This window comes from Streptomyces sp. Q2 (genome assembly GCF_056820935.1).
Window position 1 is genome coordinate 41,677 of record NZ_JBXEJE010000019.1, and the last position, 11,861, is coordinate 53,537.

Genomic DNA, 11,861 nt, shown 5'->3' on the forward strand with positions numbered 1-11,861 from the left:
CCTGCGGTCTACCGCCGGTGCCGGTGCGCGAGCGCCTCGTACGAAGCCGCCAGCGCGGGCGCCGCCGTCTCGTACGTCAGCTGCGCCACCCCCACCAGCAGACAGTCCACCACCAGCAACTGGCTGGTCCGCGACGACATGGCCGCCGGCCGCAGTTCACTCTCGCGAGCCGTCGACGTGGTCAGCACATGGTCGGCGTACTGCGTGACGGGCCCGTCGGGCCGGCCGGTGATCGCCACGGTCGTCGCCCCGTGCTCGAAGGCGACCCGGAGCGGCTCGATGACGTCACCGGTGGAGCCCGAGTGCGTGATCGCCATCGCCACGTCCCCCGCCCGCAGCTGCACGGCGTTGGTGACGGCGAGGTGCGGATCGCTGTGGGCGTGGGCTATCAGCCCTATCCGCAGCAGCTTCTGGGTGAGGTCCTGGGCGACCAGCCCGCTCGCCCCGACCCCGTACACGTCCGTGCGCCGCGCCCCCGCCAGCGCGGACACCGCCGCCGCGAGCTGCACGGTGTCGAGGCCGGCCGCCGTGTCGGCGAGGGTCTGCTGCTCGTCGTAGGCGAGTTTCGCCACCACGTCGGCGATGGGGTCGTCCACCGCGATGTCGGTGGTGATCGCGGGCGCCCGGCCGGACTGCTGCTGGGCGGCGAGACCGGCGAGGGCGAGGCGCAGGTCGCGGTAGCCGGGGTAGCCCAGGACGCGGGCGGTGCGTACGACGGTCGCCTCGCTGGTGCCGGTGAGTTCGGCGAGGCCGGTGACGGTGAGGGCGGCGCAGCGCGCGGGGTCCTGCGCGACGGCCTCGGCGACGCGCTGCATGGAGCGGGTCATCGAGGGCGCGAGGGTGCGCACCTTGGCGGCGAGGCTGTTGCCGAAAATTTCTTTCACGTCCCGGGTCACAAGTGAAAGATATTTTCGTCTCGGTCTCGGGGTCAAGAGTGCGCACAATGGGTGCATGGACCCCATCAGCCCCCTGGAGCAGGCGTTGCACGCGGCGCGCGCCCTCGTGCTCGCCGACCTGGCCGCGGGCGAGGTGGCCGCCGCGGACGTGGTGTCGATGGTCGAGGACTCCGTCGTGCAGCGGCGCTGGTGGGTCGAGCAGTGGCCGGAGGGCGTGGCCTTCGTGGCCGGGCTGGTCGCACAGGACGTGCAGGACTCGCTGCTGGAGCGGTACGGCCGCTGGCCGTTGTGCCCGGTGTGCGGCACCGGCGATCCGCACGCCCTGGACGTCGAGCCGGAACTCGGTCCCGACCCGCACTGGGTGTGCCACAAGGCGGGCGTGAAGGTCGCCGCGGTGGGGGCGCTCGGGTCGGCGACCGGCGGGACGCCGCCGTCGTGACGGTGTACATCGACCCGCCCACCTGGCCGGGCCACGGGCGCCTGTGGTCCCACCTCGTCAGCGATGTCTCCCTCGCCGAACTGCACACGTTCGCCGAGAAGTTGGGCGTGCCGCCGCGGGCCTTCGAGCGGGACCACTACGACATCCCCTCGCACCGGTACGCCGACGTGGTGGCCGCGGGGGCGGTGGAGGTCAGCAGCCGCGAGGTGGTGCGGCTGCTGCACGGGGCGGGGCTGCGGAGGCGGAAGGGGAGCGATCAGCCGCGTAGTTCGTAGGCGTAGTGCTCGTCGTCGCCGGCCTCGCCGCTCACCTGCGTGAACCCGGCACGCGAGATCACCCGCTGGGACGGAAGGTTCCCCCGCTCGATCACCGCGAACAGCACCCGCACCTCCGGGCGGGCCAGCGCCCATCCCGACAGCGCGCGCAGTGCCTCCGTGGCGTAGCCGTTGCCGCGGGCGGACTCGGCGAGGTCGTAGCCGATCTCGACGCGGCCCTCCTCGTCCGGCGGCCCGTGGAAGCCCATCGCGCCGACCGCGAGGCCGTCCTCGCGCCGTACGAGCGCGAACATCCCCCACTCCGGCCGGTGCACGCCCGCCTCGTACGCCGTCACCAGGATCCCGGCTCCGTCCCGGGTCCCCTGGATCGGTCCGTCCGCGACCCAAGCGAACCCGCCCTCACCACCCAGGTGCAGGTCGACCGCGGCGGCGGGGGTGACGCCCCGCATGATGAGCCGGTCGGAGTCGATGCGAATCGGGGCGTCGCCCACGGAGGGTGATCCTTCCTGCGGAGGTCGGGGCCTGTGACGCTACTCCGGCCGGGCTCACCGCGTCAGCAGTTCCAGTTCGGCGGCGAGGTTGTAGCGGGCCGTCGCCTCCCACTCCGCCTGCCCGTACGGCGTCCTGAACAGCCTGGGCAGGGCGAGGAGTTGCCGCAGGACCGCGGCCCGGCCCGCGCGGAAGGCGTCGGAGGGGACGAAGCCGTACTCCTCGCGGACGGCGGCCGTGTACGCGGCGTACGCCGACGGCGGCGCGGCGAGGATCGCCAGGTCGGCGTCGCACAGGACCTGCCCGTCCGGGTCGTCGTCGGCCGGGTCGTGGGTGGTGGTGAGCCGGACCAGGCGGGCGACCTCGGCGGTCCGGTCCGCGGCGACCCCCGCCTCGGGCAGGGCGCGTTCGGCGAGGCGGGCCGAGCGTTCCTCGTTCTCGGAGCGGTCGGGGAGGTAGACCGCGTCGTGGAACCAGGCGGCGAGGCGGACGACGTCCGGGTCGGCGGCGTACTTCTCCAGCGCGTCGACGTGGTCGAGGACCGCGGTGAGGTGGGTCAACGTGTGGTAGCGGCGCTGCGGCTCCTGCCAGCGCGCCAGCAGGTTGTCGGCGTACGGCGCCGGGTCGGGGCCGGCGGCCTCGCGGCCCCGGGCTCCTTCCAGGGCGCGGGCGAATCGGGTGCGCAGGGCGTCTGGATCGGCCATGTCCCCATTCTCCCCGCGCGCCGCGCGTGACCCCTAGCGTGGTGCCCATGACTTCTGCCGACGTACGTGATCCGGACCTGCCCGGCCGACTTCTGACCACCGAGCGGGACGTGCTCGTCCCGCTGCTGCGGGCCAGGCCCGACGAGGACTACGCCCTGCCGGCCGCCGCGTGTCCGGGGTGGACCGTGCGCGATGTGCTGGCGCACTGTTCGGCCGCGTTGATGCGGGTGGTGGAGAGCAGGTACGACAAGGACGTCTTCTCGCCCGAGTCGAACGACCGGGACATCGCCGAGCGGGCCGACTGGCCGAACGCGCGGGTCGTCGACGAGCTGGAGCGCGGGATGACCGAGGCCGGGCCGGTGATCGCCCGCGCGGGCGGGCTGCTGGACGGGATCGCGCTGGGGGAGTGGGTGCACGCCGGCGACGTGCGCGAGGCGCTCGGGGAGCCGGGGGCGTACGCGGGTCCGGGGCTGCCGGACGCGCTGGTGCTGCTGGCCCGGATCACCCGGGAGCGGGACCACGTGCCCCTCCAGGCCGACCTCGACGACGTCGACGAGCCGCTGCGGCTGGGCGGTGTCCCCGGGGAGCGGCCGCCGGCGCGGTACATCGGCGACGCCGCCACCCTCGTACGGCTGTACGCGGGGCGGTCGGCGGCGGGGGCGGCGTACGAGCTGGCGGGGGCGAAGGAGGAGGAGCTGAACATCTACGGGTGAGCGTCGCCGGGTGAGCGTTGCCCGGTGAACGTCTCGGGGTGAACGTCTCCGGGCGCACGGGGCCCGGTACGGGCGTGGTCGCACAGGCGTAGTCTGGATTGGACTAGACCTGTAGGAGACGTCTGGCCAGACGTGTGGCCAGACGTGCAGCCAGACCTGTAGCCGTCCGACGAATGGGGTCCCATGAGCAAGCGTGCAGTCCTGGAGGTGATCGCCCTCGACACCGAGGACGCCGTCGCCGCCCAGGCCGGAGGCGCGGACCGACTCGAACTGGTCACCGACATCGCGGCCGACGGGCTGACCCCGTCGGCCGCGACGGTCGCCGGGATCCGGGCCGCCGTCGACATCTCGCTGCGCGTGATGCTGCGGCCCGCGGACGGGTTCGCGGCGGGAGCCGCCGAGGACGTGGACCGGCTGGTGCGGGTCGCCGGGGAGCTGCGGGCCGCCGGCGCCGAGGAGTTCGTGCTCGGGTTCCTCGACGCGGACGGCGGAGTGGATCTGCCGGCCGTGGAACGGGTGGCCGGAGCGCTGGACGGCTGCCGGTGGACCTTCCACCGGGCGATCGACCACTGTGCCGACCGGGACGCCCTGCGCAAGCAGCTCGACGGGCTGCCCGGCCTCGACACCCTCCTCACCGCCGGTTCGGCGTCCGGCGTGGACGACGGCCTCCCTGCACTGCTCACCGAAGCGGCGCGCAGGCGGGGCGGGGAGCCCGGATACGAGCCGCGGATCCTGGTGGGCGGAGGGCTGCGCCTGGACCATGTGCCGTCGCTCCGGGCCGCCGGGATCGACGCCTTCCACATCGGCGGGGCCGCCCGGCCGGACGGCTGGGGCCGCCCGGTGTCGGTGGCGGCGGTCGCGCAGTGGCGGCGGGCGCTGGACGGCGGGTGACGCCGGGAGTCCTCCCGCGCAGTCCCTGGGCCCTGTCGTCACATCCCCGTCGTCCGCCCGAAGGGCGGGGGCCCCGCGGCGTCAGGTGCGTGCTCACGGCGTGCCTGGGCGCAGCCCTTGTACCGGTTGTACGTGGGGCTGTGCCCGGTGCGGCGAGTGGGGACACCTCCCACGCCCCTGAGGCAGTGGGGAACGTGCATGGCGTCGCGGGGCAGGCGGGAAGGTGACGACAGGGCCTAGCCGAGTTGGCCGGGCAGTGGCGCCGCGTGCGTCACGATCAGGCCCGACACCGCTCGGGTCAGGGCCACGTACAGGCGCCGCAGGCCGGTGCGTTCGTCCGGTTCGCCGTCGACCACGGCCTGGGGTTCGTCGAGGACCACGTAGTCGTACTCCAGGCCCTTGGCCAGTGAGGCAGGGACCAGCGTGAGGCGGGTCTCCGCCGTCGTCTCCTCGCCCGGGGCGAGATACCCGAGGCCCGCCTCGGTCAGCGCCTCGGCCAGCGCCGGGATCCGGGCGTCGGCGGCGATCAGACCGGTGGAGCCCTCGCGGCGCAGCAACTCCTCGCAGGCGGCGACCACTTCGGTGGTGCCGGAGATCGCGCGGACGGCGAAGAGGCCCGGGTTCTCACGGACCGAGGCGACCGGGGTCAGGCCCGGGGCGATGTGCGGCAGGAGCCGGGAGGCGTACGTGATGACGTCGGTCGGCACGCGGAAACCGGCCGTCAGTTCCTCGATCACGCCGTCCGTCTTGCCGAGGTGGGCGAGGGCCTCCTCCCAACTCCGGGTCGCCCAGGGGGTGGTGCCCTGGGCGAGGTCGCCGAGGACGGTGGCCGAACCGGTGCTGCAGCGGCGGCCGACGGCCCGGTACTGCATGGGGGAGAGGTCCTGCGCCTCGTCCAGCACCACGTGCCCGAGCGAGTGCGTGCGCTGGATCAGGTCGTTCGCCTCGTCGATGAGCACCGCGTCCGCGGGCGCCCACTTGGCGGACTTCACGGACCGCGCGGGCTTCGCCCACAGGATCGTCTTCTGCTCGTCCTCGGTCAGGACTCCTTCCGCGTGTACGGCGAGGAAGTCCGCGTCCGTGAGCAGCCGCAGCACGAGTTTCGCCGGGTCGACGGGCGGCCAGATCTCCTTGACGGCCGCCTTGACCGCGCTGTTGCGAGCCACCGCGTCCTGCACCCGGTCGTCGGGGGCCTCGCCGGAGCGTTCCATCTGGACCAGCACGGCATGCGCGATGCGCTGCGGGAGGGCCTCGCGGGCGGCGCCGTAGCGGATGTCGCGGTCGAGCAACTCCCGCACGATGCCCTCGAGTTCGTACGCGGGGACCCGCCAGCGGCGTGAGCCGCGCACGACGACGACCGGCTCGGCCGGCATGCTCACGTGCGCGTACACGGCCCGCCTCAGCACCTCCGCCATCCTCGCGTCGCCCTTGATGACCGCCGCGGCCGCGTCGTCCGTACCCCGCACCTCGGCGGTTCGGGAGACCAGGTCGTCGACGGTGGCCTGCTGGACCGCCAGCTCGCCCAGCGCGGGCAGCACCTGCTCGATGTAGTGCAGGAAGGAGCTGTTCGGCCCGATGACCAGGGTGCCGGTGCGGGCCAGCCGGTCGCGGTGGGCGTAGAGGAGATAGGCGACGCGGTGCAGGCCGACGGCCGTCTTCCCGGTTCCCGGACCTCCCTGCACGCACACCGTCCCGCCCAGCCCGGAGCGCACGATCTCGTCCTGCTCGGGCTGGATGGTCGCCACGATGTCCCGCATCGGACCCACACGCGGGCGCTCGATCTCCTGCTGCAGCAGCTTGCTGGTGGCCGCGGCCCCCGACTGCTCGGCCGGGTCGGACAGGTGCTCGTCCTCGTACGCCGTGAGGTCGCCGCCCGTGTAACCGAAGCGGCGGCGCAGCCCGATGTCCATCGGGGCCTTCTTGGACGCCCGGTAGAACGGCTGCGAGACCGGCGCACGCCAGTCGATGACCATCGGGTCGCCGTCGTGGTCGTGCACGTGCCGACGCCCGATGTAGAAGCGCTCCCCCTCGCCGCCCTCGGCCTGCTCGGCGCCGGGCGCGTGCAGGTAGTCGAGCCGGCCGAAGAACAGCGGGGTGTGGCTGAGGTCGGCGAGCGCCTTGATGCGTTCGCCGATCTGGCGCTCCAGGATCTGGGCGTTGACCCAGTTCGCGGTGACGTCGCTGATGTCGAGGGACTCGGCGTCCTCGCGCATGGCACGCAGGGCGGCACGGGACCCGGCGAGGTGCGCGCGTTCGCGGGCGAGGGGATCGTCGTCGACGTGCGTGGGCGGAGTGGACGGCGGAGTGGACAAGGGAGTGCCTCCGGAAGGACCTGCGGTGGGGGTGATGCGGGATACCGGCCGGTTTCCGTCCGGGCGGCGGCACTCCGTGGGGAGGCGGGCAAGAGCGGAGATTGTAGGTGAGCCGCCCGTCCGCGAGCGAATGGTTTTCCCCACCGGCTGAGGGCATGGCTTTCCCTGCCGGCCGAGCGCATCGCTTTCGCGGCCCTGAGCGCATGGCTTTCGCCGTCCCCTGAGCCGACGGTTTTCGCGCCCCCTGAGCCGACGGTTTTTCTCCGTCCCCTGAGCCAACGGCTTTCGCCGCCCCCTAGGGGACGCCCCCTCCACCCTGAGGGTGGCCGGTCACTCCGAAGTACTACGCGCCGACCACCCGGGTTCGCTCCGCAGACCGATGCCGTCCTTATGCCCGGAGAGCCACCATGGAGGCATGAGCGCAGCAACCGTCACCCCAGTCCCGCGCCCGCCCCGCCCGGCCGGCGCCACCCCCGTCCTCGGCAGCCACCGTCACGTCCTCGGCGAGGCCCTGCGTGCCGTGAAGGTCTTCGCGGGCGCCGCCTTCGACGTCCTCGTCCTCGGGGAGTACCGCGAGGAGGTGGGCGTCCGCCGCAGGTGAGACGCCCGCACCCTGGCCGCTCAGCTGTCCGCGAGCAGCTCGTCCGCGTCCACGATCCGGTAGGCGTACCCCTGTTCCGCCAGGAACCGCTGCCGGTGCGCGGCGAAGTCCTGGTCGATGGTGTCCCGGGCGACCACGGAGTAGAAGTGGGCCTGGTGACCGTCCGCCTTCGGCCGCAGCACCCGCCCCAGCCGCTGTGCCTCCTCCTGCCGTGACCCGAAGGTCCCCGACACCTGGATGGCGACCGTCGCCTCGGGCAGGTCGATGGAGAAGTTCGCCACCTTCGACACGACCAGCACGCTGATCTCACCCTGCCGGAAGGCCTCGAAGAGCTTCTCGCGCTGTGCGTTGGACGTCTCGCCCTTGATCACGGGCGCGTCGAGGTGCTCTCCCAGCTCGTCGAGCTGGTCGATGTACTGCCCGATGACGAGGATCTGCTGCCCGGCGAACCGGCGCACGATCGCCTCCGTCACCTTCCGCTTGGTCACGGTCGTCGCGCAGTAGCGGTACTTCTCCTCCGTCTCGGCGGTGGCGTACGCGAGCCGCTCGGCGTCGGTCAGGTTCACCCGGACCTCGACGCAGTCGGCGGGCGCGATGTACCCCTGCGCCTCGATCTCCTTCCAGGGCGCGTCGAACCGCTTCGGCCCGATGAGCGAGAACACGTCGGACTCCCGCCCGTCCTCCCGCACGAGGGTCGCGGTCAGCCCCAGCCGCCGCCGGGCCTGCAGATCGGCCGTGAACTTGAAGACCGGAGCCGGCAGCAGGTGCACCTCGTCGTAGAGGATCAGCCCCCAGTCCCGGGAGTCGAAGAGCTCCAGGTGCGGGTAGACGCCCTTCCGTCTGGTCGTCAGCACCTGGTAGGTGGCGATGGTGACGGGCCGGATCTCCTTCCTCGTCCCGCTGTACTCGCCGATCTCCTCCTCGGTCAGGGAGGTCCGCTTCACCAGCTCGTGCTTCCACTGCCGCGCGGAGACGGTGTTCGTGACGAGGATGAGGGTGGTCGACTTGGCCTGCGCCATGGCTCCGGCGCCGACCAGCGTCTTCCCGGCCCCGCAGGGCAGGACGACCACACCGGACCCGCCGTGCCAGAAGTTCTCCACGGCCTGTTTCTGGTACGGCCTGAGCGCCCATCCCTCCTCGGCCAGCTCGATCGCGTGCGCCTCGCCGTCGACGTACCCCGCGAGGTCCTCGGCCGGCCAGCCCAGCTTGAGCAGCGTCTGCTTGATCTGCCCGCGTTCGGAGGGGTGCACGGCGACGGTGTCGGGGTCGATGCGGTTGCCGACCAGCGGGGCGATCCGCTTCGACCGCAGGACCTCCTCCAGGACCGGCCGGTCGGTGGAGGTGAGGACCAGCCCGTGGGCCGGGTGCTTGGACAGGGTGAGGCGGCCGTAGCGGTCCATCGTCTCCGCGATGTCCACGAGCAGCGCGTGCGGCACCGGATACCGGCTGAACTCGACCAGCGCGTCCACGACCTGCTCGGCGTCGTGCCCGGCCGCCCGCGCGTTCCACAGCCCGAGCGGCGTGACCCGGTAGGTGTGGATGTGCTCCGGCGCCCGCTCCAGCTCCGCGAACGGCGCGATGACCCGACGGCAGTCGTCGGCCCGCTCGTGGTCGACTTCGAGCAGCAGAGTCTTGTCCGACTGGACGATGAGTGGACCATTCACGCTCGGCACCCTTTCCGAAAGGCCAGAGTCACGGCCAAACGTCCAGTGTGCCTCACGGGCCGCTGTCGGGGTGGGGCGCGCGTCACACCGAACGGAGAGGACGGAGAGGACGGTGGCGTCGGCGGCGCGGAGACCGCCGGTCAGCCGGTGTCCTCCGCAAGCTCCGCCACCCCCGTCACCCGGTGCAGCGGATACGTCCGCACCTCGTCCGCCGTGTGGTCGAACGCCGTGACGAAGCCGCCCTCGACGCGGATCGGGGCGATGAGGCGCTGGGTGGCGGTCCCCTCGGCGTTGACGTAGCCGATCCACAGGGCCTCGCCCGTGAGGACGGCGGCCTGCATCGTGGCGAGGGTCTCGGCGGAGCTGGTGCGGGGGAGGTCGCCGCCGGTGACGGGTGTGGTGGCCGTCGGCTTGCGGGGGGCCGTGGAGGCCAGGTCGCCGGCGCGGATGGCACGGATCGCGGCGTTCAGGAGGGTCGCGTCGGGGACCGGGGGGCCCTCCGGCACCGGCGCGGGGGCGGTGCGCGGCGGGGTGCGGTGGGCGTGGGCGCGGGAGATCAGGACGTCGCCCTCGGCGGACTCGGCGGCCGGCGCGAACCCCATCGCGCGCAGCCCGTCGAGCAGCGCGGCCGGTTCGGCCTGGGTGGCCAGGACCGTGGGGGCCAGCCGGCGCAGCCGCAGGCCCGCGGCACGCTTGTCGGCCATGATCTCGTTGAGCAGGGCGTCGTCGTCGCAGCGGACGTAGGCGGAGGCGGCACCGACCCGCAGATGGCCGTGCCTGCGCGCCACGTCGTCGATCAGGTACGACAACGGCTGCGGAACCGGCGTACGGGAGTGCTCGGCCAGGAACGCGTGCAGGTCGGAGGCGGCCCGGCCGGAGTCCAGCGCGCGGCGCACCGAGCCGGGCGTGAACCGGTAGACCGTCGCCCCGCCCTTCGACTCCACGTCGGCGAGCACCCCCAGCATCTCCGCCAACGGCCGCCGCAACGGCCCCGGCGCCACCGCCGTCAGGTCGGCCTGGAGCAGGACGTGGTCCAGGGGCTCGGGGAGCAGGGGTGCGAGAAGGCGGGCGGCCGCCGCGGAGGCGGTGGCCTGTTCGGGAGGCGAGAGGGGTTCGACGGCCGGCACGGGGTGGTGGTGCACGGGGAGCTTGTCGCCGGGCCCGACCGGTTCCTCCGCTGCCGCTTTCGGCGCCGGCGCGCCCAGCAGCGCCCGCCCCTGCGTCGACATCGCGCCCCGGCCGGTCACCCCCAGCAGCTCCGCCTCCGACAGCGTCCACCGGGCGATCCGGGCCCGCAGGTCGTCCTGCCGCTGGGGCCCGCGCAGGGGGCGCTCCCAGCTCAGGCGGGCCAGCACCGACTCGGCGGACGGCGAGGCGCCCTCCGGCAGACCGGCCAGCAGGGCCAGCACCCGGTGCCGCACCTCGGGCGCGGCCGAGCGGTCCAGCCCCGGCCCCAGCGCCGACAGCGTGCGCTCCTTCACGTCCCGGCCGCCCACCAGCCCGGACGTCCGCGTCGCCGTCAGCCACGCCTCCGCGAGCCGCGCCCAGCGCTGGGCCGGGGGCTGCTCCAGCCACTCGTCGTGGGCCGGTGTCGCCGCGTACCGCTCGTCGGGCTCGCCGTCGGAGGCCAGCAGCCCCGCCGCGTAGGCGAGTTCGACCCAGAAGGCGGCCATCGGCTCGGACACGTCGAGGGCGACGGCGGTCCGCTTCAGGTCACGGAGGCTGAGCCCGCCCGCCCGCAGCACCGCGGGCCCGCCCTCGTCCCAGTCCTTCAGCAGTTCCTCGACGGTCGCCAGCGCGGTGTACGCCTGCCCGGCCGCTGTCGCGTCCACCACCTGCGGACGGTGCGTGGCCGCGGCCTCCACGGCCGGCGGTAGCGGCTCGGCGGCCCGGTGCGCCCGGCCGCCGCGCAGGTGCAGGGCCACCTCCCGGGGGAGGACGACCGTCCCGGGCGCCGTCGGCAGCAGCAGACCCCGGTCGACGAGCCAGCGCAGATGGGCTGCGGGATCCGCGGTGACCTGGCCGTACGGCGGCCCCCAGACCAGCCGGGCCAGCACCTCCCGCGACTCCTCGGGGGCGCCGGCGAGCAGCGTCCCCATCCGCTTCCGGTTCCTGAACAGTGCGGTGAGCGCCGCCACCGCCGAGACCGCGTCGTGCGTGGACGTCAGCCCCGCCGCCGTCACGATGTCCTGGATACGACCCGGCGACATGCCCGCGGTCGCCTCCTGGACCGTCGGGCCCAGCCCGGTGGGCGACGGATGCTGCGGCGAGGGCGCCAGCAGTTCCCGGGCCGTACGGACGAGCCGCAGCCGGTCGTCGGCGCCCCACACCAGCGCCTGCTCGCGCAGCGTCCCGAGCGCCCGGGGCAGCGCGGCCGTGACCGCCGGGTCCCGCTCGTCGCCCGCCATCAGCCCGAGCAGTTCCTCGTACGCCGCCGGGTCCGCCGCCACCGCCAGCGCCTCCGCCGTCTGCAACGCGAACCGGTCGAGCCGCTCCAGGGCCCGCACGACCGACGCGCGGGTGCCGGCGCGGGTCGCGAGCTGGGTGAGGTCGGTGGGCACGGGCGTGATGAGGTCGGGACGGGCGCGCAGGAGTGCGGCCAGGGAGGCGTCGTCCCTGGCACGGAGCGCTTCGGCGAGGGAGCGCGGCGGTGTTGCCGGGTTGCTCATCCGACCCACGGTAGCGGGTGGCCACGACGACAGGGCGCCCGTGTGCCTCCCCAGCTGCGGGCAGTCGTACCCCCCAGCTGCGGGCAGTCGTGCCGCTGGGGCGGCACGGGTGGGCGCAGCGGCACCCCGCAACGCCGGGCTGCGCGACCCGCCCCCAGCACCCCGCGGCCCCCCAGCACCCCGCAACGCCGGGCCGCGAGTCCCACCC

10 protein-coding genes and 1 pseudogene are annotated in these 11,861 nt (G+C 73.8%); 5 read left to right on the top strand and 6 right to left on the bottom strand.

Going from position 1 to position 11,861, the window contains the following annotated elements; all coding sequences use genetic code 11:
• Positions 1-8 precede the first annotated feature (8 nt).
• Positions 9-896 (bottom strand): MurR/RpiR family transcriptional regulator, encoded by an 888-nt coding sequence (locus ACWBNA_RS21675; protein ID WP_482706095.1) that lies wholly within the window; start codon positions 894-896, stop codon positions 9-11.
• Between the two features lie 55 nt (positions 897-951).
• On the opposite strand from ACWBNA_RS21675, the gene ACWBNA_RS21680 reads away from it, so the two are divergent.
• Together ACWBNA_RS21680 and ACWBNA_RS21685 are read left to right on the top strand one after the other, a co-directional pair.
• Positions 952-1,335 carry a hypothetical protein gene (locus ACWBNA_RS21680; RefSeq protein WP_482706096.1) on the top strand — a complete coding sequence of 128 codons (384 nt, stop codon included), beginning with the start codon at positions 952-954 and terminating at the stop codon, positions 1,333-1,335.
• A complete protein-coding gene (locus ACWBNA_RS21685) occupies positions 1,332-1,610 on the top strand; it encodes a DUF4031 domain-containing protein (RefSeq protein WP_482706097.1) in 279 nt (92 codons plus the stop codon). Before ACWBNA_RS21680 ends, ACWBNA_RS21685 begins: the two co-directional genes overlap by 4 nt.
• On the opposite strand, the pseudogene ACWBNA_RS21690 reads toward ACWBNA_RS21685, so the two are convergent.
• Both ACWBNA_RS21690 and ACWBNA_RS21695 read right to left on the bottom strand, forming a co-directional pair.
• Positions 1,592-2,080 (bottom strand): annotated as a pseudogene (locus ACWBNA_RS21690) (GNAT family N-acetyltransferase); the annotation flags it as partial. The gene ACWBNA_RS21685 and the pseudogene ACWBNA_RS21690 overlap by 19 nt on opposite strands.
• A 75-nt stretch (positions 2,081-2,155) precedes the next feature.
• Positions 2,156-2,803, bottom strand: coding sequence for an HD domain-containing protein (locus ACWBNA_RS21695; RefSeq protein WP_482706098.1), 648 nt, complete (start codon positions 2,801-2,803; stop codon positions 2,156-2,158).
• A gap of 47 nt (positions 2,804-2,850) precedes the next feature.
• On the opposite strand from ACWBNA_RS21695, the gene ACWBNA_RS21700 reads away from it, so the two are divergent.
• Both ACWBNA_RS21700 and ACWBNA_RS21705 read left to right on the top strand, forming a co-directional pair.
• A complete protein-coding gene (locus ACWBNA_RS21700) occupies positions 2,851-3,516 on the top strand; it encodes a maleylpyruvate isomerase family mycothiol-dependent enzyme (RefSeq protein WP_482706099.1) in 666 nt (221 codons plus the stop codon).
• Positions 3,517-3,699: 183 nt separating this feature from the next.
• Positions 3,700-4,407, top strand: coding sequence for a copper homeostasis protein CutC (locus ACWBNA_RS21705; protein ID WP_482706100.1), 708 nt, complete (start codon positions 3,700-3,702; stop codon positions 4,405-4,407).
• 236 nt (positions 4,408-4,643) lie between these two features.
• Here the strand turns inward: ACWBNA_RS21705 and ACWBNA_RS21710 are convergent, their stop codons facing one another.
• Positions 4,644-6,719, bottom strand: coding sequence for a HelD family protein (locus ACWBNA_RS21710; RefSeq protein WP_482706101.1), 2,076 nt, complete (start codon positions 6,717-6,719; stop codon positions 4,644-4,646).
• 415 nt (positions 6,720-7,134) lie between these two features.
• On the opposite strand from ACWBNA_RS21710, the gene ACWBNA_RS21715 reads away from it, so the two are divergent.
• Positions 7,135-7,320: a hypothetical protein gene (locus ACWBNA_RS21715; protein WP_482706102.1), complete on the top strand. Its 186-nt coding sequence runs from the start codon at positions 7,135-7,137 to the stop codon at positions 7,318-7,320.
• A 20-nt stretch (positions 7,321-7,340) separates the two neighbouring features.
• Here the strand turns inward: ACWBNA_RS21715 and ACWBNA_RS21720 are convergent, their stop codons facing one another.
• Positions 7,341-8,984 carry a DNA repair helicase XPB gene (locus ACWBNA_RS21720; protein ID WP_482706103.1) on the bottom strand — a complete coding sequence of 548 codons (1,644 nt, stop codon included), beginning with the start codon at positions 8,982-8,984 and terminating at the stop codon, positions 7,341-7,343.
• Positions 8,985-9,124: 140 nt separating this feature from the next.
• The gene (locus ACWBNA_RS21725; RefSeq protein WP_482706104.1) at positions 9,125-11,653 is read right to left on the bottom strand and encodes a helicase-associated domain-containing protein; all 2,529 of its coding nucleotides are present in this window, start codon (positions 11,651-11,653) and stop codon (positions 9,125-9,127) included.
• Between the last annotated feature and the right edge of the window lie 208 nt (positions 11,654-11,861).